This is a genomic window from Nocardioides bigeumensis (assembly GCF_039531755.1).
GTDB classification, from domain to species: Bacteria; Actinomycetota; Actinomycetes; order Propionibacteriales; family Nocardioidaceae; genus Nocardioides; species Nocardioides bigeumensis.
In genome coordinates this window covers 1,018,725-1,040,667 of record NZ_BAAAQQ010000013.1, presented here as the reverse complement: position 1 = coordinate 1,040,667, position 21,943 = coordinate 1,018,725, and the positions used below count along the sequence as shown (strand labels likewise).

Here is a 21,943-nt window from a genome sequence, read left to right as displayed (position 1 = left end):
ATTCGGGACCGTCACCGTGCGGATGTCACGATGGAGGCATGCCGACGACTCTCGGGGACTTCAAGGCGACCTCGCTCGACGGTCGCGAGATCGATCTGGCGGACTACGACGGCCAGGTCGTCCTGGTGGTCAACACCGCGTCGGAGTGCGGGCTGACCCCGCAGTACCAAGGCCTCCAGGAGCTCTACGACTCCTTCGCCCCGCGCGGCTTCACCGTCCTCGGCTTCCCGTGCGACCAGTTCGGCCATCAGGAGCCGGGCGACGAGGCGGAGATCGCGAGCTTCTGCGAGCGGAACTACGGCGTCACCTTCCCGATGTTCGCCAAGATCGACGTCAACGGCGACGACGCCCACCCGCTGTTCCAGTGGTTGCGCTCCGAGAAGACCGGCGTGCTCGGCGACAAGATCAAGTGGAACTTCGCCAAGTTCCTGGTCGGCCGCGACGGCCAGGTCATCAAGCGCTACGCGCCGACGACCGAGCCCGCCAAGCTCGCCGGCGACGTCGAGGCCGCGCTCGCCGGCTGAGGTCGGCTGTCGTCCCACCGCGCCGCTACGCGACGTCACGAAGCAGTGAGACGAGGGCGAACCGCAACCCACGACCGTTTCGACCATTACTTGCTCGTAACCCGGCAGCCGGGACAAGGTGGCCGACATGTCGGTGACCGCGTCGTCGTACTCCATCACCATGCGTCTGCACACGGCGCCCGACCACGGGATCGTCGGGGCCGTGGCGACCGCGATCAGCCACGCGGGCGGGATCGTGACCGCGATCGACGTCACCGAGTCGCGCCATGACCGGCTGGTCCTCGACGTCACCTGCTCGGCCAGCGACTCCGAACACTCCGAGAAGCTGGTCGCCGCGGTCGACGTGGTGCCGAGCGTCGAGGTCTACAAGGTCAGCGATCGGACCTTCCTGCTGCACATCGGCGGCAAGATCGAGGTCAACTCCAAGGTGCCGCTCAAGAACCGCGACGACCTGTCGATGGCCTACACGCCCGGCGTCGGGCGGGTGAGCATGGCGCTGTACAACAACCCCGCCGACGTCTCGCGCCTGACGGTCAAGGGCAACTCCGTCGCCGTCGTCACCGACGGGTCGGCGGTGCTCGGGCTCGGCAACATCGGTCCGGGGGCCGCGCTGCCGGTCATGGAGGGCAAGGCGGCGCTGTTCAAGCGGTTCGCCAACATCGACGCCTGGCCGATCTGCCTGGCCAGCCAGGACACCGACGAGATCGTCAAGGCCGTCGAGATGATCGCGCCGGGCTTCGGCGGCATCAACCTCGAGGACATCGCGGCGCCGCGGTGCTTCGAGATCGAGGCGCGACTGCGCAAGTCGCTCGACATCCCCGTCTTCCACGACGACCAGCACGGCACCGCGATCGTCGTCCTCGCCGCGCTCACCAACGCGCTGCGCTGCGTGAAGAAGGAGCTGAAGGACGCCCGCGTCGTCGTCTCCGGCGGCGGTGCCGCCGGCTCCGCGATCGTCTCGCTGCTGATGGCGGGCGGCGCCACCGACGTGGTCGTCTCCGACATCGAGGGTCTGCTCTGCGTTGACGACGAGTCGCTGGCCCCCGCGAAGGCCGACCTCGCCCGGCGTACCAACCCGCGCAAGGTCCGCGGGACGCTGCGCGACGGCCTCCAGGGCGCCGACGTCTTCATCGGCGTCTCGGCCCCCAAGATCCTCGAGCCCGAGTGGATCAAGGAGATGGCCCCTCAGTCGGTCGTCTTCGCCCTGGCCAACCCCGACCCCGAGGTCGACCCGTCCGAGGCCGAGAAGTACGCCGCCGTGGTGGCCAGCGGCCGCTCCGACTACCCCAACCAGATCAACAACGTGCTGGCCTTCCCCGGCGTCTTCCGCGGCCTGCTCGACGCCCGCGCCTCCGAGATCACCACCGACATGCTGCTGCGGGCGGCGTACGCCATCGCCCACGTGGTCGGCGACGACGAGCTCAACCCCAACTTCATCATCCCGTCCGTCTTCCACCCCGACGTGCCCAAGCGGGTCGCGGCCGCGATCTCGGGGAAGTCCGCCGACTGAAGGGTGGGGAGATTCCCCGATCGACCGGGGCATCTCGGTCTGGACGGGCAGGGTGTTGCCCCCCGAGCGCGAGAAGTGCCCGTCAAGCGCCCGTCGTACTCTCTCGCCATGGCCGCTCACGACACCCGCATGCTCCTGCTCGGGGCCGTGGCGATGTTCGAGCCGGTCAACGGCTACCAGATCCGCCGCGAGCTTCTCTCGTGGCAGGTCGACAGGTGGGCCAACGTCAACCCCGGGTCGATCTACCACGGGCTCGGGACGCTGACGTCGGAAGGTTTCCTCGCGCGCACCGACCTGCGCGACGGCACCCGTGAGGTTGCGGTCTACGAGGTCACGCCCGAGGGACGCACGCTGCTCGAGCGGTCGCTGCTGGCGGCGCTGGAGACGGTCGATCCCTACGACCGGGCGGCGTTCACGATCGCCTTCGGGCTGCTGCCGCTGCTGCCCAGGCGCGACGTGCTCGGCGCCCTGGTGGCCCGGCGGGCGGCGCTGGAGCGCGCGGTGGACGAGTTCGTGCGCGGCAAGGACGACCCGGTGAACGGTCCGCCGCACGCCCGGCGCGGTTGGGTGCTGTGGCTGGACCTCGCGATCGCCGAGCTGGGTTGGCTGCGCGAGACCATCGACGAGATCAAGGCCGGACGGCTGCGTTTCGCGGCCGGCGAGGACTGGGGCTGGCAGCCGCCGGCCGACGATCCGGGGCACCAGATGACACTGGACCGGGAGAAATATCGCGCGCTTCTCGGCCGCTGACGTGTCACTCTCGCCGGTGTGCCCACGTCCCTGACCTTGTCCGACCACCTGGCCGGACTACGCGCTGCGGTGTCGGCCTTCGCCGCCCACGCCGATCGCGCGGGGCTCGAGGCCGAGGTGCCGACCTGCCCGGAGTGGACCGTACGCCGCCTGCTCGCACACCAGGGGATGGTGCACCGCTGGGCGGCGGCGTCGCTGCGCGGCGAGCGCGTGGAGGCGGAGGCCTTCGAGCGCGAGGGGATGGACCACCCGGACCCGATCGGGTGGCTGCGCGCCGGCGCGGAGGGCGTCGTGGCCGCGATCGAGGCGGCCGACGATGACGTGCGGACGATCGTGTTCCTCAACGACGCCCCACCGCCGCGACGGTTCTGGGCCCGGCGCCAGTGCCACGAGACGACGATGCACGCCGTCGACGCCCTGAGCGCGTCGCTCGGTCGCCGGCCGCGCGCGGCCGACACGTGGATCGATCCACTGCTGGCCCGGGACGGCATCGACGAGCTGCTCGGCGGCTTCCTGACCCGCAACCACTCGCGCCTGCGGTGCGAGGACCCGACGACCGTGCTGGTCGTGCCGACCGATGCCGACGAGTCCTGGCGCCTCGACGTGAGCCTCCGGCCGGCGGTGACCACCCGGCGTACCTCCGCTCGCGAAGCCGGCGACGACGAGGCGGACGTGGTGCTCCGCGCACCGTCGGTCGCGCTCTACCTCGCGCTGTGGAACCGCTCCGACGAGGTCGAGGCAACCCCCGACCTCGCCGACCTGTGGCGCAGCCAGTCGACGGTCACCTGGTCCTGACCCCACCGATGACTCTCGCTGTCGGCGCGAGTCCGAAGACCGGGAACGAACATCCGACGAGGATCGTTTGACACCGGAGTGTTCAACGTTGAACACTCGATGCTTCGGAACGACGACAGGGGAGCGCATGATCACCGCACGAGGACTCGTGCAGACCTTCCACACCGGACAGGGCAAGAACAAGAAGGACGTCCAGGCCGTCGACGGCGTCGACCTCGACGTCGCCGAGGGCGAGGTGGTCGGCTTCCTCGGCCCCAACGGGGCGGGCAAGACCACGACCCTGCGGATGCTGGTGACGCTGCTGCGTCCGACGGCCGGCACCGCCACGGTCAACGGCTACGACATCGTCGAGGAGGCGGTGCAGGTACGCCGCTCGATCGGCTACGTCTCCCAGGCGGGCTCGACGTTCTCGTCGGCCCGCGCGGGTGAGGAGGTCATGGACCACGGGATGCTGTACGGGATGTCCAAGGCCGACGCCGTACGCCGCGGCCAGCAGCTCTTCGACGAGCTGCAGCTCGAGGGCCTGTGGGAGCGGATGCCCAAGAACATGTCGGGCGGCCAGAAGCGCCGGCTCGACATCGCGATGGGGCTGATCCACGACCCGACGCTGGTCTTCCTCGACGAGCCGACGACCGGCCTGGACCCGCAGGCGCGGGCCAACCTCTGGGAGCACATCGCCAAGCTGCGCAGCGAGCGCGGCGCGACGGTCTTCCTGACCACCCACTACCTCGACGAGGCCGACGCGCTCAGCGACCGGATCGTCATCATCGACCGCGGCAGGATCGTCGCGTCCGACACCAGTGACAACCTCAAGTCGCAGGTGGCCGGCGACCTGGTCATCCTCGAGGTCTCGAGCGACGACCAGGTGACCCCGGCTGTCGAGCGGCTGCGCACGCTGTCTGGTGACGTCGACGTCGACGGTCGGCACGTCCGCGGCCGGGTCGAGCGTGCCGGTCGCGCCATCCCCGGGCTGATGCGCGACCTGGAGGCCGGCGGGGTGTCCCTCGACTCGATCGAGGTGCACCGACCGACGCTCGACGACGTGTTCCTCACCCTGACCGGCCGGTCGCTGCGCGACGCCGAGTCCGAGCAGGCCGGTGACCAGGACGACGACGAGCAGAAGGCTGATGAGATGGAGACAGGGGTGCCGGCATGACGACGTCGACGACCAACCCCACCCTCGGCAGTGCCGGCACCGGACGCAGTCGCGTCACCCTGGCCGAGCCGAGCTTCTGGCGGTCGACGTTCGTCGTCTTCCGCCGCCAGATCCGGATGAACCTCCGCAACCCCGCGTGGGTGCTCATCGGGATCATGCAGCCGGTGCTCTACCTCTTCCTCTTCGGGCCGCTGCTCAAGCCGATCGTGAGCCAGTTCCCCGGGGCGCCGGACAACGAGTTCACCTTCCTGGTGCCCGGTCTGCTGGTGCAGCTCGGCATGTTCGGGGCGTTCTTCGCCGGCTTCGGGCTGATCGCCGAGTGGCGCGAGGGCGTCGTCGAGGCGGAGCGGGTGACGCCGGCGTCGCGGGTGGCGCTGCTCGCCGGGCGCCTGATGCGCGACATGGCCCAGCTGCTGGTGCAGGCGCTGATCCTGGTCGGACTGGGCCTGGTGATGGGCATGCGCGGCGACGCGGGCGGCATCGTCTTCGGCCTGGCGCTGACCCTCATGGTGGGCGGTGCGTGCGCGGCCGCCTCCAACGCGCTGGCGTTGACGACCAAGTCCGAGGACGTGATGGCGCCCGTCATCAACATGGTGATGATGCCGGTGCTGCTGCTCAGCGGGATCATGCTGCCGATGACGCTCGGCCCCGAGTGGCTCCAGCGGGTCAGCGACTTCATGCCGTTCCGGTGGATCACCGACGCCGTGCGCGGCGGCTTCGGCGGTGACTTCCCCGGCAACAGCCTCTTCTGGGGCACCGGCTGGGCGGTCGTGCTCTTCGTCCTGGCGCTCTGGTGGGGGACGTCGACCTTCCGCAAGGAGAACAGCTAGTCGCATCCGGGCGGTGGTCTCGACTAGCCGCTCGCTCCGCTCGCTGCTCGACCACCGGTGGCTGCTCGACCACCGGTGGCTGCTCGACCACCGGTGGGTCTCGACTAGCCGCTCGCTCCGCTCGCTGCTCGACCACCGGTGGCTGCTCGACCACCGGTGGGTCTCGACTAGCCGCTCGCTCCGCTCGCTGCTCGACCACCGGTGGCTGCTCGACCACCGGTGGGTCTCGACTGGCCGCTCGCTCCGCTCGCTGCTCGACCACCGGTGGCTGCTCGACCACCGGTGGTCGAGCGGAGTCGAGACCACACCGCCTAGCTGGCCGACTCCGAGGCGTACAGCGCGGCCCCCACGACGCCGGCGCGGTTGAGCAGGGTGGCGGGGATGATCCGGGTCCGCAGGTCGAGCAGCGGCAGGAACTCCTCGGAGCGCTTGCTCACCCCGCCGCCGACGACGAAGAGGTCGGGGGAGAAGAGCGCCTCGACCTTGCTGTAGTAGCGGTCGAGCCGCTCCGCCCACTCCTCCCACGAGAGCTCCTCGCGCTCGCGGGCGCTGTTGGCCGCGCGGGACTCCGCGTCGTGGCCGTCGATCTCGAGGTGGCCGAGCTCGGAGTTGGGCACCAGCCTGCCGTCCATGATCATCGCCGACCCGATGCCGGTGCCGAGCGTGGTCACGATGACCAGACCCGGCACGCCACGTGCGGCGCCGTACCTCACCTCGGCCAGCCCCGCCGCGTCCGCGTCGTTGACGACGTGCACGTCGCGGCCAGTGGCCTTGGTGAAGAGCGCGTCGGCGTCGGTGCCGATCCAGGCCTCGTCGATGTTGGCCGCGGAGCGTACGACGCCGTGCTGGACGACACCGGGCACGGTCACCCCGACCGGGGCGTCGGAGTCGGCGAAGGCGCCGATCAGCTCGACGAACACCTCGGCCACCGCGTCGGGCGTCGCGGGCGAGGGTGTCTTGAAGCGCACCCGCTCCTCGGCGAAGTCGCCTTGGTCGAGGTCCACCGGCGCGCCCTTGATGCCGGTGCCGCCGAAGTCGATGCCGAAGGGGTGACCCGTCACACACGGCATCCTGCCACTTGACAAATGCAACCCTCTTGTCAAGTGGGTGTACAACTCCTACGGTGTTGTAAAGGTCTCGACTGCGCTCGACCACCGGTGAGCCCTCGTTCGACCACCGGTGAGACCTCGCTCGACCACCGGCTACTCGGAGGAACACATGACCGACCCCCTCATCCAGGACACCGTCGCCAACAGCACCGTCCCGCCAGGATCGACCGACACCTGGCGCGACAAGAAGCGCTACCTCTGGCTGATCGGACTGGTCGTGCCCAGCCTGGCGTTCGTGGGTTTCGGGATGCACGCGGTCACGGGCTGGGGCGTGTGGTTCTGGCTCGGCCCGATCGTGATCCTCGGCATCGTCCCCGCCATCGACCTGATCGCCGGGCTCGACCGCTCCAACCCGCCCGACGACGTGATCGAGGCGCTCGAGAACGACAAGTACTACCGCTGGATCACCTACCTCTTCCTGCCGATCCAGTACGCCGGCTTCGTCGGCGCGTTCTACCTCCTGGCCGAGAACCCCGCCGGGGTCGACCTGAGCGTCGTCGACAAGCTCGGCCTGGCCATCTCGATCGGCTGCATCGGCGGCATCGGCATCAACACCGCTCACGAGCTCGGCCACAAGCGCGAGGCGAACGAGCGGTGGCTCTCCAAGATCGCGCTGGCGCAAGTGGCGTACGGCCACTTCTACATCGAGCACAACCGCGGTCACCACGTCCGGGTCGCCACACCCGAGGACCCCGCGTCGGCCCGGCTCGGGGAGACCTTCTACGCGTTCTGGCCGCGCACGGTGTGGGGCTCCCTGAAGTCGGCGTGGCGTCTGGAGAAGCGTCGCTACGCGCGCAGGAAGCAGCACCCGTGGCGCCTCGGCAACGACGTGCTGAACGCCTGGCTGATGACCGCGGTGCTGTGGGGTGCGCTGATCGCCTGGCTCGGCGCCGGCATCGCGCCGTACCTCGTGCTCCAGGCGGTCGTCGGCTTCTCGCTGCTCGAGGTCGTCAACTACATGGAGCACTACGGGATGCTGCGGCAGAAGGTGGGCGTCGGTGACCGGCAGCGCTACGAGCGCGTGGACCCGTCACACTCGTGGAACTCCAACAACATCGCGACCAACGTGCTGCTCTACCACCTGCAGCGGCACAGCGACCATCACGCCAACCCGACCCGGCGCTACCAGGCGTTGCGCGACTTCGAGGAGTCGCCGGTGCTGCCGACCGGGTACGCCGGCATGATCGTCCTCGCGATCCTGCCGCCGGTGTGGCGCCGCGTGATGGACCCGCGGGTGCTGCGCCACTTCGACGGCGACGTGACCCGAGCGAACCTCCAACCGTCCAAGCGCGAGGAGCTGCTCGCGAGGTACGCCAAGTCCCCGGTGGTCGCCACCTCACCGGTGGTCGAGGAGGTCGCCGCCACCTCGACCACCGAGGAGGCTGAGGTGCTCGCCGCGCGCTGTCCCGGCTGCGGCTACACCTACGAGGTCGAGGCCGGCGACGAGCACGAGGGCTTCGCGGCCGGGACGGCGTGGGCCGACGTGCCCGCCGACTGGTGCTGCCCCGACTGCGGCGTGCGGGAGAAGGGCGACTTCGTGCCCGTCGATCGAGTGGACGCGTGAGCCCGTGAGCGAGGCCTCCATATGATCGAGGTCGTGACCGCCTCCCCCCAGATGCGCACCATGAACGAACGCGTCGTCGCCGCTGCCGCCGAGCTGACCTGCGAGGTCGGTTGGGCCAACGTGACGATGAGCAAGCTCGCCGACCGGGTCGGCGTGAGCCGGCAGACGGTCTACAACGAGATGGGCTCGAAGCCCGCGCTCGCCGAGGCCATGGTGCTGCGCGAGCTGGCGACCTTCCTCGCCGCGGTGGACCGCGCTTTCGACCAGCACCCCGACGACCTGGTCGACGCGATCCGCGCCGCCGTCAACGAGGTGCTGGTCGAAGCGGAGCGCAACGCGCTGTTGCAGGCGGTGGTGTCGTCGGCGTACGGCGCCGAGTCGGACCTGCTCCCCCTGCTGACCACGGAGTCGGACGCGCTCGTGCACACCGCTCACGCGGTCGTGGCGGGCAGGCTGGCGGCGTACGCCGTCGGCGTCGACGCCGTCCACCTCGATGCCGCCATCGACATGGTCGTGCGCACGGTGCTCTCGCACGTCATCCACCCGTCCGGACCTCCCGCGGAGACCGCCGAGAACATCGCCTGGCTGGCGGGGCGGGCGCTCAGACCCTGAGGCGTCCCTGCCGTTGCCGTTCCTCTCACCGGGTCTCGACACGCCCTTGCGCGACTTCGCAGGCTCAGTCGCGGGGCTGCTCGACCTCACCTCGCGACGCTGCCAGCTCCTCCGTCGCTGCCAGCTGCTCGGCGAGGAAGCGGCAGAGGGCAACCCGCTCGGCAAAGCAGTGCTCGTTGTCCGGGGTCGGGTCGGAGAGCAGGTCGTAGAGGAACGAGTCGAAGCCGCTGCGCAGCATCGCCGAGATCGCGAATCCCTCCCGGACCTGCTCGGGCGTCGTCGGGTCGCCCTCGGCGGCCAGCCCGGCGACGTACGCCGGCAGGATCGCGTCGGCGATCGCCGGCAGGTCGGACGCGGGGACGGTGCCCGCGTGCACGAGCCCGACCAGCAGCTGGCCGAGGTCGAAGCCCAGCGCGTGCGGCGTGCGCATGCCAACGTCGATCACGACGAACGTGCCCGGGTCGGACGCGGGGACGAGCAGGTTCTGCGGGGACGCATCGCCGTGCGGCATGGCCTGCGGCAGCGCGTCGAGGCGGTCGAGGAGCTCAGGGATCTGCTGGCCGAGCGCGACCAGCCGTGCCCGCAGGTCGGCGTGACCCGCGAGCCACGCGTGGGACCACAGCTCGTCGTCGCCGAGAGGACCGAGCCCACGTGTGACGACGGCGTCCTGGGCATACATCCTTAATGCGTAGCCGGGAGGGAACGGTCCGAGCAGCTCGGCGGTCCGCGAGCGCGCGTTCCACCGGCCGAGCAGCTCGGCGGCCCGGCGGTAGCGGTCCAGGTCCCACGGCGTCGCCGACTCCTCGACGTCCTCCATCCAGACGGCGAGCCGGTCGTCGCCGAGGTCGATGACACGGTGCAGCTCGGGGGCGCGCACGCCGGCCGGCAGCGACGCGAGCACCGCCGGCTCCCACAGGTCGAGCTCGATGCGCCAGGGGAACTCGGCCAGGAACTGCTCCTGGGACGAGGGCGGCAGCAGGTGCAGCACCGGCCAGTGCTTCGGGTGCTGCAGCACCTTGCAGAAGATCGACCAGCCCGGGTCCTGGGGACCGCGCAGCCGGTAGAGCCCTCCTGTCGCGGGCGAGCCGAAGCTGTAGCCCACGACCTCGAACGTCGCGCCCGCACCGTCGTGGCCGAGGGCCCGCGTCACCAGCTCGTCGAGCTCCAGGTCGTCGCCGAGGAGCTCGTCGAGCGAGTACGGCCTGGCCTGGCCGAGCTGGTCAGGTGTCCGTCCCAACGGATCTCCTCGGGCCTCTTGTCATGTCGGCAGTTGGTCAGGTTTCCTTACTGTCTCGTTGATAGTAAGGTTGCCTTATGACTGAGGTCAAGGGCGATTTCCCCGACCACATCATCAGCCTGCTCGGCCTGGTGATGGACGGGTTCCGCCGCGACATGCACGCCCGCATGTCGGGACGGGAGGGCCCGCCCGCCGCGCGCGGCCTCCGCGCCTCGCACATCCGGATGCTGTCCCTGATGCCGGCCGACGGCATGAGGGTCACCGACCTCGCCGAGCGCGTCGGCATGACCAAGCAGGCGCTGGGCGAGTTCGCCAACGTCCTCGAGGACCGCGGTCTCGTCGAGAGCCTGCGGGACCCGGCCGACCGGAGGGTGCGCATCCTCAAGCCCACCAGGCGCGGGCGTGCCGCCGTGGTCGCGGCAGAGAAGGTGATCAGCGCGATCGAGGCCGACTGGCAGGAGCGGCTCGGTCCGCGCAAGTGGGCGACCCTGCGCGCGATCCTCACCACGCTGCACAACGACTCCGAGGAGCGGCGTACGTCGGCGCCCTGACTGGTTGCCGACCACCACTAACCTGAGCAGGTGACGACCACGGGTTCGACGAGCAGCGTCGAGCTCTCCACTCAGCAAGGCCGGATGATCGTGCTGGCCGCCGTGCTCGGCTCCGGCCTCGCGATGCTCGACGGCAGCGTCGTCAACATCGCGCTCAGGACCATCGGCACCGAGCTCGACGCCAGCCTGGCCGAGCTCGTGTGGATCAACAACGGCTACCTGCTCACCCTCGCCTCTTTCATCCTGCTCGGCGGGTCGCTCGGCGACCGCTTCGGGCGACGGCGGATCTTCGTGATCGGCACGATCTGGTTCGCGTCGGCGTCACTGTTGTGCGGCATCGCACCCAATCCCGAGACGCTGATCGCCGCCCGCCTGCTGCAGGGCGCGGGGTCGGCGCTGCTCACGCCCGGCAGCCTCGCGATGATCCAGGGCGCGTTCCGGCCTGAGGACCGCGGTCAGGCGATCGGCACCTGGTCGGGGCTCGGCTCGATCTTCTTCGCCGTCGGCCCCTTCATCGGCGGTGCCCTGATCGACTACGCCTCCTGGCGCCTGATCTTCCTGGTCAACGTGCCGCTCGCGGCCGCGACGATCCTCGTCGCGAGGCGTTGGGTGCCCGAGACGCGCAACCCGGACACGACCCCGGGGCTCGACACGTTGGGCGCCGTCTTCGGCGCCCTCGCCCTCGGCGGCACGACCTACGCCCTCATCGAGTGGGGCAGCACCGCCGCCTGGTGGTCGGCGGCCGTCGGTGTTGCCGCGGCGGTCGCGTTCCTGCTGCGTGAGGCGCGCACCCGGCACCCGATGCTGCCGCTCACGCTCTTCGGCGACCGCATCTTCAGCGCCGCCAACCTGATGACGCTGCTGGTGTACGCCGCCCTCGGCGCGATCTCCTTCTTCCTCGTGCTGCAGCTGCAGACCGGGCTCGGGTACAGCGCGCTCCGCGCCGGTGTCGGCACCCTGCCGATCACGATCTGCATGCTGTTCCTGGCGGGCAAGGGCGGCAAGCTCGGCAGCCGGATCGGTCCGCGCATCCCCATGAGCGTCGGTCCGATGATGATGGCGCTCGGTGCCCTCTGGCTGACCGTCGTGAGCCGCGACGCGTCGTACTGGACCCACGTGCTGCCGCCCCTGACCCTCTTCGGGCTCGGGCTCGCCCTGATGGTCGCCACCCTGACCGCGACGGTGCTCGCGGCCGCACCCGACCGGCACGCCGGCATCGCCAGCGGCGTCAACAACGCCGTCGCCCGCGCGGGCTCGCTCCTCGCCGTCGCGGCGCTACCGCTCGCGGTCGGGCTCACCGGGGAGGAGTACGCCGACCCCGTCGCGCTGGACGCCGGCTTCGACAAGGCGATGCTGGTCTGCGCGGTCATGCTGGCCGCCGGTGGCCTCTTCTCCTGGCTGCTCATCAGGAACCCGAGGCTGCTCGGAGACCCGGAGAGCCTGCCCGCCTGAGCGGGGAGACCGGACGTTCTACGCGGAAGCATCCGTCAAGAAGAGCCAGGATCCGGCGAGGAGCTCGGCCGGTCACCCCGCGGCGAGGACCGCCAGCGCGTAGGCGCACTCGGGGTCCGCGTCGGCGTACCTGCTCCCGTCGGCGAGGGTGACGGCCCAGCCCTCGTCGGCGACAGCGAGCGCGACGAACCGGTCGCCCAGCATGGCGCGCAGCTGCTCCTCGCGCGGCAGCCAGACCACCTCGGCGGCCTCGATGGAGTCGAGGGCCCACTCGGTGGTGCCGTTGAAGCGGATCAGCAACCCCGACGGCAGCTGCGCGGTCTCGATGGTCATGTCGCTGATGACGAAGACCTGGTCGATGTCGCGGTCGGGGATGTGGAACCGGTCGCCGGCGGACGGGCTCCAGTCCTGGCCCGCTGCCGCCCTCGCCACGGCCAGCCGGGACGCGAGGTCGAGGGAGATCATGAACCAGCAGACGACGTAGTCACGCCCCCATTGTCCCGAACCCCTGGTGGGGCCTAGGCTCGTCCTGTCCGGTGCGTATGACGAAACAAGGTGCACGATGCGCAACACGTTGATCCGCCAGCCCTTCGGCCGCAAGAAGGACGCCGTCACGGCGCTGCGCCTGCTCGACGCCGCACGCTACGAGGTGCTGCCCACCAAGACGGTCGAGGAGAAGGTCCTCGCGTCGGTCCCCAAGGACGTCACCGTCACCGTGACCGCGTCGCCGTCCAAGCCGCTGGACGAGACGTTCACCCTCGCCGAGCGGTTCACTGCCGAGGGCTACACCGCGATCCCGCACATCGCCGCGCGGATGGTCACGGGCCGCAGCGAGCTCAGCGAGATCGTCGCGCGACTGAAGGAATCCGGTATCACCAAGATCTTCGTGCCGGGCGGCGACGCCTCTCCCGCCGGCGACTACAAGGAGGCCCTCGACCTGCTCGAGGACCTGACCGCGCTCGGCTCGCCGTTCGAGCAGGTCGGCGTCACCGGCTATCCCGAGTCGCACCCGACCATCCACGACGACCTGACCGTGCAGTCGATGTGGGACAAGCGCAAGCACGCCACCCACGTCATCTCCAATCTCACCTTCGACGCCGGCCTGATCAAGGACTGGCTGCACCGGTTGCGCCTGCGCGGCATCACCATGCCTCTCTACCTCGGCCTGCCCGGCCCCATCGACCGCGCCAAGCTGCTCAACATGGCCACCAAGATCGGCGTCGGCGACTCCACGCGGTTCCTGTCCAAGCAGAAAGGGCTCATGACCCGCCTGGTCGCACCCGGCGGCTTCACCGGCGAGAGCTTCCTCGCCAAGTGCGCCCCGACCCTCGGCGACCCCGAGGCGCTCGTCGAGGGACTGCACCTCTACACCTTCAACCAGGTCGCCGAGACCGAGACCTGGCGCCAGGACCTGATCAAGCGCCTGCAGGACCGCTAGCTGACGAGGTCGGCCAGGGCTCTCTCGAGCCCGGCGTGACCCGTGTCGACGACGGTCAGCGGGAGGCCGAGGATCTCCGCGGCCCGCTCGGCGAGGGCGTGCAGCTCGTCGTCGGGCTCCTGGGCCAGCCAGACCACGCGCGTGTAGCTCTTGAAGTAGTCCTCCCGCAGCTCCGGCCAGCGGTCCAGGCCAAGCTCACGCACGACCGTGCGGTGGAAGGACCGCACCAGGAAGTCGGTGAAGACGTAGGTCCCCGGCTGGTCCTCGAAGAACCTGGCCAGCCGGTCGGGCCCGGCGAAGACGTCGTAGCAGTGCAGCCCCGGCAGCCGCTCGAGGCCGAGCTCGGCGCAGACCGCGTCGAGCGCGCCGTACGTGCCGCAGTCGGCGTACCCGATCGCGATCTTGTCGTACGCCGGTTCGCGGCCGCCCAGCTCGGCGACCAGGCGGCGTACCTCGTCGGCGATCAGCTGGGGCTGGTTGTGCAGCAGCGGCGGCAGCGGATGCACGTCCATCGACCAGCCTCGCCGGGCCGCGATCTCCGCGGCCGGCTGGGCGAGCGCGCCGCAGGCGACCAGCGCGGTCCTGCTGCGCGCCGGGTCTGGTGCCCTTCGAGACGCCTCGTCCCTCGGTTCCTCAGGAACCGACGGTCGCTGCGCGACCTCCTCGACCACCGGGGAGGCGGCGATCCACTCGAGGGCTGGCTCCCCAGCCTCAGAAGGCGAGCTGCTCGACGAAGCGGTCGTTGAAGTCGGCCCGGTCGGAGAGCTCGACATAGGTCACCTCCTCGAGCAGGGCGATGGCCCCGGCCCGCTCACGCACCGACAGGAGCGCCATCTTGGCGCCCTCGCCGGCGACGTTGCCGGCCGAGACGATCCGCAGCACCGGGAGTGAGGGGACCAGACCGATCCGGACGGCTGAGGCGGGGGAGAGGTAGGAGCCGAAGGACCCGGCCAGCAGCACCTGCTGGACGTCACCGGCCTCCAGGCCGAGCTCGGTGAGCAGCAACGACCACCCGGTCGAGATCGCGGCCTTGGCGAACTGCAGCTCGCGCACGTCGCGCTGCGAGAGCACGACGCAGTCGCCGGGCTCCGCGTCGGGCGTGGGGCGATAGAGGACGAAGACGCGCTCCTCGCCGATCCGGGTGAGCCGGTCGGCCAACGCCGGGGCGACCTCCTTGGCCTGCTCCTCGGGGATGAAGCGGCCCGAGGAGTCGAGGACGCCGACCTTGACCAGCTCGGCGACGGCATCGACCAGGCCGGAGCCGCACAGGCCCTTGGGCTCGACGTCGCCGATCACCTGCAGGGTCACGGGTTCGGCGCCGTCGGGCAGGTCCGTGGCACTCAGCCGGATGACCTCGATGGCCCCGTCGGCCGCCCGCATGCCGCAGCGGATCGCACCGCCCTCGAAGGCGGGCCCGGCGGGCGCGGCCGTGGAGACGATGCGGTCGCCGTCGGTGAGCACGATCTCACAGTTGGTGCCGACGTCGATGAAGAGCCGCGTCCGCTTGTCACGGTCGATGCCGCTGGCGAGCATGCCGGCGACGATGTCGCCGCCGACGTACGCTCCGAGCGAGGGGAACAGGAACGCGCGCGCGCCCGGGTGCACCTCGAGTCCGAGCTCCGTGGCGGGCACGGGCGGGAACGTGGCCGTCGACATGACGAACGGCGCCACCCCGATCGGCTCGGGGTCGATGCCCAGCAGCAGCGCGGTCATCGTGGCGTTGCCGGCGATCGCGACCTCGTAGACGTGGCCGGGGTCGACGCCGCCCTCGGCGCACACCTCCGCCGCCAGCTCGCGCAGCGTCGCGGCGGCGGCCTCCTGCAGGCGCGGCAGCGCCTCAGGGTCCATCATCGTGGCGGAGATGCGGGTGATGACGTCGCCGCCGAACGGCTGCTGCTTGTTGAGCATCGACGAGACGGCGACGGGCGTGCCCGTCTCGAGGTCGAGCAGGGTGGCCACGACGGTGGTGGTGCCGAGGTCGTAGGCGATGGCGTAGCGGATCTTGGAGGTGTCGCCGACCTCGACGTCGATGAGCGCCTCGTCGCTGATGACGGCGGTCACCTTGAAGTCGTCGCGACGCAGCACGGTCGGCAAGGTGCGCAGCACGGCCAGGTCGACGGTGAGCTCGAGGTCGTCGATGGCGTCGAGCAGCCGCACCAGGTCGGTGCGCTGGTCGGCCAGGGTGGGCTCGGCGAGCTCGACGTACCGCTTCTGCAGGCCCGGCCGCAGGATCACCTGCCGACCCACGCCCACGGTGGCGGCCTTGGGCCGGGTGGTGAGCGGGGGCACGTCGACGGTGAGGTCGCGCGTCGCGGAGACCAGGCAGGCCAGCCGCCAACCCGCCGCGAGCTGGTCGGGCGTGAAGGTCTTGGCGTCGTGCCGGCTCACCGGGATCTCGTGGCGCTGCCCATTGATGGAGCCGACCACGTTGTCGATCTGGATCTTGCACTTGTGGCAGGTGCCGTGGCCTCCGCAGGTGGAGTCGATGGCGATGCCGTTCCACGACGCGGAGTCGAAGACGGTGACACCCGGTGGCACGCGGATGCTCCGCGGCGCGGGCGCACCCGCGACAGAGAACGTCAGGTCGACGCGAGCCGGACTGCCGAGCTGGTCGGCGCCGTCCGCTCCCTCGGACCCCGGGGCCGCCGGGGCCGGGGCGATGAGTCCTTCGCGGCGGAGGTCGTCGGTCACGAGCTCGCTGCGACCGCCGTCTTCGCCCGGTGCCGCGCGATCCAGTTCGTGCCCCAGTCGTCGTTGTTCAGGATCAGGTCGGCGGCGCGCACCGCCTCGACGACCTCGGGGGTGCGGGCGTCCATGATCGCGCTGGTCAGGCCGTTTGCCATGGCGATCGGGAGGTACGTCGCGTTGAGGGCGTGCCGGCCGGGCATGCCGAACGACACGTTGGACGCGCCGCACGTCATGTTCAGGCCCCAGGTGTCGCGGATGGCCCGCATGCACTCCAGGGTGACCAGCGAGGTCGAGGTGTCCGCGCCGATCGGCATGGCCAGCGGGTCGATCACGATGTCGGCCATCGCGATGCCGTACTCCTTGGTCGCCACGTCGACGATCTTCTGGACCAGGCGGAGGCGCTTCTCGGCCTCCATGGGGATCTCGTCGTGGTCGTTGGGCAGGGCGATCACCGCGGCGTCGTACTTCTTGACCAGCGGGAGGATCGCCTCCATCCGGTCGTCCTCGGCGGTGATCGAGTTGACCAGCGCGCGGCCCTTGTAGACCGACAGGCCTGCCTCGAGCGCCTCCACGACGGAGGAGTCGATGCAGATCGGCAGGTCGGTGAGCTCCTGGATCATGGTGATCGCCTTGGCCAGCAGCTCGGCCTCGTCGGTCAGCGGCACGCCCATGTTGCAGTCGAGGACGTCGGCGCCGCCCTCGACCTGCGCCTTGACGTCCTTCTCGATCGCCGACAGGTCGCCGGCGCGCAGCGCCTCCTGGAAGATCCGGCGGCCGGTGGGGTTGATCCGCTCACCGATGACCGTGAAGGGCCGGTTGTGGCCGATCACGACCTCCTTCGTCTCGGAGCGGATGACCGTCTCGAGGGTCTCGACAGGCTCGACCGCCGAAGACGCGGCCATCAGGCGTTCACCAGGGAGCGCTTCTGGAAGAGCAGGTCCTTGGCGCGCTTGACGCAGGCCGACGCGTCGGCGGCGTACCCGTCGGCGCCCACGGCGTCGGCGTACTCCTGGGTGACGGGGGCGCCGCCCACCATCACGATGACCTGGTCGCGCAGACCGGCCTTCTGGAGCGAGTTGATGTTGGCCTTGAACATCGGCATCGTCGTGGTGAGGAAGGCCGAGAAGCCGACGATGTCGGGCTGGTGCTCCTCGATCGCGGCGACGAACTTCTCGGGAGCGACCTGCACGCCGAGGTCGATGACCTCGAAGCCGGCGCCCTCGAGCATGATGTTGACGAGGTTCTTGCCGATGTCGTGGACGTCGCCCTTGACCGTGCCCATGAGGAACTTGCCGACGGTCTCGACGCCGGTCTCGGCGAGCAGCGGGCGGAGCACCTCCATCGCGCCGGCCATCGCGCGACCGGCGATGAGCATCTCGGGCACGAAGAAGTCGCCGCGCTCGAAGCGGGCGCCGACCTCCTCGAGGGAAGGGATGAGCGCGTCGAAGAGCAGGCTCTGGGGCTCCATGTTCAACGCGAGCGCCTCGTGGGTCAGCTCGAGGACGCGCGGGGCGTTGCCCAGCAACGTCTCGTCGTAAAGACCTTGGAGGATCTCCTGCTCGTTCATGCTGCTCCTGCCTTCCCTAAGAGTGTGGAGAGTTTGTCGGACTGGGTGATGAGCAGCCGGCCCATCGGAGCGAGGCGCTCCTCCAGGCGGGCGGTGGGGCCGGAGACGCCGAGAGCGGCGATGACCCGCCCCGCCCGGTCGCGCACGGGAGCGGCGATCCCGGTGAGGCCGACCTCGAGCTCGTCGACGGTGGTGGCGTAGCCGCGGCGACGCACCATGGCCAGCACCTCCTCGAACCGGGCGGCGTCGGTCTCGGTGTGCGCGGTCACCGCGGACAGGACCCGCGGCACCTCCAGCGCGCCGAAGGCGTAGAGGACCTTGCCCAGTGCGGAGGAGTGCGGGGGTACGTCGACCTGGGTCCAGTCCTGCGTCCCTAGCAGGAAGCGGGAGTCGACCTGCGCGACGTGCAGGACCCGGTCGCCGCGGGGGACGCCGAGGTTGACGGTCTCGCCGGTCTCGTCACCGAGGGTCTCGAGCACGGTGCGGGCCAGGTGGGTCAGGTCGCCCCAGGGGTCGTGCCGGGCGGCGTACTGGTCGAAGAGCCGGCCGGCGACGTAGCTGCCGGTCTCGACCCGCTCGACCAGCTCGGTGCGCTCGAGGGCGGTGAGCAGGCGGGACGTCGTCGACTTGGGCAGCGCGCACTCCTCGGCCAGGACCGCGAAGGAGACCGGTTCGTCGGCGCGGACTACGGTCGCGACGAGGAGGGCGGCCCGGTCGACCGCCTGCGTTCCACCCGTCGTGCTCACCTGTGACCTACCTTGCTTGACCTGATCGAGCGTACCGTTCCATGATACGGAACTGTCGTTCCACATCATGAGGCCCGATATCGAACAGGGTCAAGTGCGCGAGAGAGAGAAGCCCTGATGTTCCGCAACAAGATGCCCCGCTACGAGATCCTCTCCGAGGACGCGATGGCCACGCTGGACAAGGGCTGGCGCCGGCTCATCACCGAGATCGGCGTCGAGTTCATGGACGACCGTGCGCTCGACCTGTTCCGCAAGAACGGCCAGAAGGTCGAGGACAACAAGGTCTTCCTCGACCCCGACTTCGTGCTCGAGCAGGTCGCCAAGGCGCCGCGCGAGTTCGACATCCAGGCCCGCAACCCCGAGAACAACGTGCACATCGGCGGCGACGCGATGGCCTTCAGCGCGGTCTACGGCCCGCCGTTCGTGCGCGAGGGGGAGGTACGCCGCGACGCTACCTTCGACGACTTCCAGCGCTTCGCCAAGCTCGCGCAGTCGTTCCCCGTGCTCGACTCCGCCGGCGGCGTGGTCTGCGAGCCCAACGACACCCCGCTCGACTCGCGGCACCTCGACATGATCCGGGCGCTGCAGACGCTCACCGACAAGATCTACATGGGCAACGTCGTGTCCGGCGTCAACGCTGCCGACACCATCGCGATGTCGTCGATCCTCTTCGGTTCCCGCGAGGCCATCGAGGAGACCCCGGCCACGATCTCGCTGATCAACTGCAACTCGCCGCTGCGCTGGGACGACCGCATGCTCGAGGCGCAGTTCGAGTACTCCGCGGCCAACCAGGCCGTCGTGCTCACCCCGTTCATCCTCATGGGCGCGATGTCGCCGGTGACCATCCCGGCCGCGCTCGTGCAGCAGATCACCGAGGCGCTCTCGGGCATCGCCCTCTCCCAGCTGATCCGGCCGGGCTCGCCGACGGTGTTCGGCTCGTTCCTGTCCAACATCGACATGCAGTCGGGCTCGCCGACGTTCGGCACGCCGGAGTCCGGCATCGGCCTGCTGTGCACCGGTCAGATCGCCCGCCACTTCGGCCTGCCGTTCCGCACCGGCGGCGGCCTGACGTCCTCGCAGGTCCCCGACGCCCAGGCCGGCTACGAGGCGCTGATGACGATGATGCCGACGTTCCTCGCCGGAGCCAACTGGGTGATGCACTCCGCGGGCTGGCTCGAGGGTGGCCTGGTGGCCGGTTTCGAGAAGTTCATCGTCGACATCGAGCTGCTCCAGATGCTGCAGCACGAGTTCACGCCGATGGAGATCGACGAGGCCTCCATGGCCTTCGACGCCCACGAGGAGGTCGGCCACGGCGGGCACTTCCTGGGCGCCATGCACACCATGGAGCGGTTCCGGACCTGCTTCTACCGGCCGCTGCTCTCGTCGTCGGAGAACTACGAGCGCTGGAACCGCAACGGTGGTCTCGACACCGCGGCGCGCGCCACGAAGATCTACCAGGACAAGCTCGAGGCCTACGAGCCGCCGCCGCTCGACGACGCGATCGCCGCCGAGCTCGACGAGTACGTCACCCGCCGCCGCGCCGAGCTGGGTGACTGATGCCTGACGAGCTCGCCAGCCCCAGTGACCCGCACGGCGGTGGCACGAGCGGCTCCGCGCGGGAGTGCGTGCTGACGGTCATCTGCGACGACCGCCCGGGCATCGTCCACGAGGTCTCGGGCTTCCTGGTGCGCCACTCGGCCAACATCGTGGAGAGCCAGCACTTCGACGACCTGCAGACGCGCCGCTTCTTCATGAGGGTGCGGTTCGAGGCCACGTCCGGGCTGCTCGACCCCGTCGCGCTGCGCCAGGACTTCGTCGCGGTGGCCGAGAAGTTCGGGATGGAGTGGGAGCTGTGGGACACCGGCGTCCCCTACCGCACCCTGCTCATGGTCTCCCAGCACCTGCACTGCCTCAACGACCTGCTCTTCCGGTGGTCCACTGGGTCGCTCAACATCGAGATCCCGGCGATCGTGTCCAACCATCAGGACGCCAAGCGCCTGGCCGACATCTACGAGCTGCCCTTCCACCACATCCCGGTCACCGCGTCCACGAAGGCCTCCGCCGAGCGCCAGCTCTCCGAGCTCGCCGACGAGCACGCCGTCCATCTCATCGTGCTGGCGCGCTACATGCAGATCCTCAGCGACGACCTGTGCACACGATGGTCGGGGCGGATCATCAACATCCACCACTCCTTCCTGCCGAGCTTCAAGGGCGCCAAGCCCTACCACCAGGCCTTCGAGCGCGGGGTCAAGCTGATCGGCGCGACCGCGCACTACGTCACCGCCGACCTCGACGAGGGCCCGATCATCGAGCAGGACGTGCTCCGGGTCGACCACCGGCTCCAGCAGGACCAGCTGGTCGCGGCCGGTCGCGACGTCGAGGCGCAGGTGCTCTCGCGTGCACTGCGCTGGCACGCCGAGTCGCGGGTGCTGATGAACGGGCACCGGACTGTGGTCTTCACCTGAGACGAGTGGTCCCGACTATCCGCTCGCTTCGCTCGCTGGTCGACCAACGGAGCAGACCCGTGGTGACACGTTGCGTCATGAGGTCTACGGTTGCGTCATGAGCAACGGGTCCGGCGGCGCGACGAACGGCTCCCACGGTGCCGGGGCGGTCCAGTCGGTCGATCGGGCGCTGAGCATCCTGGAGACGCTGGCCCGCAGCGGTGAGCTGGGCGTGACCGAGCTGGCGCAACGGCTCGACGTGCACAAGTCGACTGCGTTCCGGTTGGTCGCCACCCTGGAGGGGCACGGGCTCGTCGAGCAGACCGAGGACCGCGGCAAGTACCGCCTCGGCGTCGGGCTGCTGCGGCTGGCAGGTGCGACGACGGCCCGCCTCGACGTGGTGCAGGAGGCCCGGTCGATCTGCCGCAAGCTCGCGGCCGACACCAACGAGACCGTCAACATCGCCGTGCTCGCCGACCACTCGGCGCTCTACCTCGACCAGGTCGCCGGCTCGAGCGCCCTCCAGTCGCACAACTGGGTCGGCCAGCACATCCCGCTGCACGCCACCAGCAACGGCAAGGTGCTCCTCAGCTGGCTGGAGCCCGAGGAGCAGACGCGCGTCCTCGGCGCGCTGCCGGCCTACACCACGCTGACGATCACCAAGAAGGGCGAGCTGCGCAAGGAGCTCGAGAAGGTGCGGGAGACCGGCTACGCACTCGCGGTCGACGAGCTGGAGGTCGGCCTGACCGCGGTCGCGGCGCCGATCCGCAACGCGCACGGCGACGTGATCGCCTCGATGAGCGTCAGCGGTCCCACCTTCCGCCTCGACGAGGAGCGGCTGCCCCGGGTGATCGACCTGCTGGTCGAGGCCGCCGTCGAGGTCTCCCACCGCCTCGGCTGGGGACATCGCTGAGACAGCCCTCGGGCTGACGTCTCAGGCAAACCAACCTCGCGAGCGCGCTGCTGTCGG

21 protein-coding genes and 1 pseudogene are annotated in these 21,943 nt (G+C 70.0%); 14 read left to right on the top strand and 8 right to left on the bottom strand.

Features of this window, described 5'->3' with window-relative positions; genetic code table 11:
- The first annotated feature begins 38 nt into the window (after positions 1-38).
- From ABD295_RS19175 to ABD295_RS19150, 6 genes are all read left to right on the top strand, one after another.
- Positions 39-524 carry a glutathione peroxidase gene (locus ABD295_RS19175; RefSeq protein WP_344305418.1) on the top strand — a complete coding sequence of 162 codons (486 nt, stop codon included), beginning with the start codon at positions 39-41 and terminating at the stop codon, positions 522-524.
- Positions 525-651: 127 nt separating this feature from the next.
- Entirely contained in the window at positions 652-2,034 is a 1,383-nt protein-coding gene (locus ABD295_RS19170; RefSeq protein ID WP_344305417.1) for an NAD-dependent malic enzyme, read from the top strand.
- Positions 2,035-2,142: 108 nt separating this feature from the next.
- Positions 2,143-2,784, top strand: coding sequence for a PadR family transcriptional regulator (locus tag ABD295_RS19165; protein ID WP_344305416.1), 642 nt, complete (start codon positions 2,143-2,145; stop codon positions 2,782-2,784).
- An 18-nt stretch (positions 2,785-2,802) separates the two neighbouring features.
- Positions 2,803-3,579 (top strand): maleylpyruvate isomerase family mycothiol-dependent enzyme, encoded by a 777-nt coding sequence (locus ABD295_RS19160; protein WP_344305415.1) that lies wholly within the window; start codon positions 2,803-2,805, stop codon positions 3,577-3,579.
- A gap of 127 nt (positions 3,580-3,706) precedes the next feature.
- Positions 3,707-4,735 carry an ATP-binding cassette domain-containing protein gene (locus ABD295_RS19155; protein WP_344305414.1) on the top strand — a complete coding sequence of 343 codons (1,029 nt, stop codon included), beginning with the start codon at positions 3,707-3,709 and terminating at the stop codon, positions 4,733-4,735.
- Entirely contained in the window at positions 4,732-5,565 is an 834-nt protein-coding gene (locus ABD295_RS19150) for an ABC transporter permease (RefSeq protein ID WP_344305413.1), read from the top strand. The genes ABD295_RS19155 and ABD295_RS19150 overlap by 4 nt, the downstream gene beginning before the upstream one ends.
- 311 nt (positions 5,566-5,876) lie before the next feature.
- Here the strand turns inward: ABD295_RS19150 and ppgK are convergent, their stop codons facing one another.
- Positions 5,877-6,626 carry a polyphosphate--glucose phosphotransferase gene (gene ppgK / locus ABD295_RS19145; protein ID WP_344305412.1) on the bottom strand — a complete coding sequence of 250 codons (750 nt, stop codon included), beginning with the start codon at positions 6,624-6,626 and terminating at the stop codon, positions 5,877-5,879.
- Positions 6,627-6,783: 157 nt separating this feature from the next.
- Here ppgK and ABD295_RS19140 point away from each other — a divergent pair, with 157 nt between their 5' ends.
- On the top strand, positions 6,784-8,238 hold the full coding sequence (locus ABD295_RS19140; RefSeq protein ID WP_344305411.1) for a fatty acid desaturase: 1,455 nt from the start codon (positions 6,784-6,786) through the stop codon (positions 8,236-8,238).
- Positions 8,239-8,271: 33 nt separating this feature from the next.
- Positions 8,272-8,850: a TetR/AcrR family transcriptional regulator gene (locus ABD295_RS19135; protein WP_344305410.1), complete on the top strand. Its 579-nt coding sequence runs from the start codon at positions 8,272-8,274 to the stop codon at positions 8,848-8,850.
- A gap of 64 nt (positions 8,851-8,914) precedes the next feature.
- Here ABD295_RS19135 and ABD295_RS19130 read toward each other — a convergent pair whose 3' ends face one another.
- A complete protein-coding gene (locus tag ABD295_RS19130) occupies positions 8,915-10,087 on the bottom strand; it encodes an aminoglycoside phosphotransferase (protein ID WP_344305409.1) in 1,173 nt (390 codons plus the stop codon).
- Between the two features lie 77 nt (positions 10,088-10,164).
- On the opposite strand from ABD295_RS19130, the gene ABD295_RS19125 reads away from it, so the two are divergent.
- Positions 10,165-10,638 carry a MarR family winged helix-turn-helix transcriptional regulator gene (locus ABD295_RS19125; RefSeq protein WP_344305408.1) on the top strand — a complete coding sequence of 158 codons (474 nt, stop codon included), beginning with the start codon at positions 10,165-10,167 and terminating at the stop codon, positions 10,636-10,638.
- Positions 10,639-10,668: 30 nt separating this feature from the next.
- Positions 10,669-12,090, top strand: a complete 1,422-nt coding sequence (locus ABD295_RS19120; protein WP_344305407.1) for an MFS transporter — start codon at positions 10,669-10,671, stop codon at positions 12,088-12,090.
- Between the two features lie 72 nt (positions 12,091-12,162).
- Here ABD295_RS19120 and ABD295_RS19115 read toward each other — a convergent pair whose 3' ends face one another.
- A complete protein-coding gene (locus tag ABD295_RS19115) occupies positions 12,163-12,555 on the bottom strand; it encodes a pilus assembly protein CpaE (RefSeq protein ID WP_344305406.1) in 393 nt (130 codons plus the stop codon).
- Positions 12,556-12,652: 97 nt separating this feature from the next.
- Here ABD295_RS19115 and ABD295_RS19110 point away from each other — a divergent pair, with 97 nt between their 5' ends.
- Positions 12,653-13,528, top strand: a complete 876-nt coding sequence (locus tag ABD295_RS19110; RefSeq protein WP_344305405.1) for a methylenetetrahydrofolate reductase — start codon at positions 12,653-12,655, stop codon at positions 13,526-13,528.
- On the opposite strand, the gene ABD295_RS19105 is transcribed toward ABD295_RS19110, so the two are convergent.
- The 5 genes from ABD295_RS19105 to ABD295_RS19085 all read right to left on the bottom strand — a co-directional run bounded on the left by ABD295_RS19105 (position 13,525) and on the right by ABD295_RS19085 (position 18,529).
- Entirely contained in the window at positions 13,525-14,040 is a 516-nt protein-coding gene (locus ABD295_RS19105; protein WP_344305404.1) for a DUF1638 domain-containing protein, read from the bottom strand. The genes ABD295_RS19110 and ABD295_RS19105 overlap by 4 nt on opposite strands.
- A gap of 199 nt (positions 14,041-14,239) precedes the next feature.
- Entirely contained in the window at positions 14,240-16,219 is a 1,980-nt protein-coding gene (locus ABD295_RS19100; protein ID WP_344305403.1) for an ASKHA domain-containing protein, read from the bottom strand.
- The gene (locus tag ABD295_RS19095; protein WP_344305402.1) at positions 16,216-17,118 is read right to left on the bottom strand and encodes a dihydropteroate synthase; all 903 of its coding nucleotides are present in this window, start codon (positions 17,116-17,118) and stop codon (positions 16,216-16,218) included. The genes ABD295_RS19100 and ABD295_RS19095 overlap by 4 nt, the downstream gene beginning before the upstream one ends.
- On the bottom strand, positions 17,118-17,783 hold the full coding sequence (locus ABD295_RS19090) for a corrinoid protein (RefSeq protein WP_344305401.1): 666 nt from the start codon (positions 17,781-17,783) through the stop codon (positions 17,118-17,120). The genes ABD295_RS19095 and ABD295_RS19090 overlap by 1 nt, the downstream gene beginning before the upstream one ends.
- Positions 17,780-18,529, bottom strand: coding sequence for an IclR family transcriptional regulator (locus tag ABD295_RS19085; protein WP_344305400.1), 750 nt, complete (start codon positions 18,527-18,529; stop codon positions 17,780-17,782). The genes ABD295_RS19090 and ABD295_RS19085 overlap by 4 nt, the downstream gene beginning before the upstream one ends.
- Before the next feature lie 111 nt (positions 18,530-18,640).
- Between ABD295_RS19085 and ABD295_RS19080 the strand changes: the two are divergent.
- From ABD295_RS19080 to ABD295_RS19070, 3 genes and pseudogenes are all read left to right on the top strand, one after another.
- Positions 18,641-20,086, top strand: a pseudogene (locus ABD295_RS19080) (trimethylamine methyltransferase family protein); the annotation flags it as partial.
- On the top strand, positions 20,086-20,994 hold the full coding sequence (purU, locus tag ABD295_RS19075; protein ID WP_344305399.1) for a formyltetrahydrofolate deformylase: 909 nt from the start codon (positions 20,086-20,088) through the stop codon (positions 20,992-20,994). The pseudogene ABD295_RS19080 and the gene purU, both read left to right, overlap by 1 nt.
- Before the next feature lie 97 nt (positions 20,995-21,091).
- Positions 21,092-21,886 (top strand): IclR family transcriptional regulator, encoded by a 795-nt coding sequence (locus ABD295_RS19070; protein ID WP_344305398.1) that lies wholly within the window; start codon positions 21,092-21,094, stop codon positions 21,884-21,886.
- Positions 21,887-21,943 lie beyond the last annotated feature (57 nt).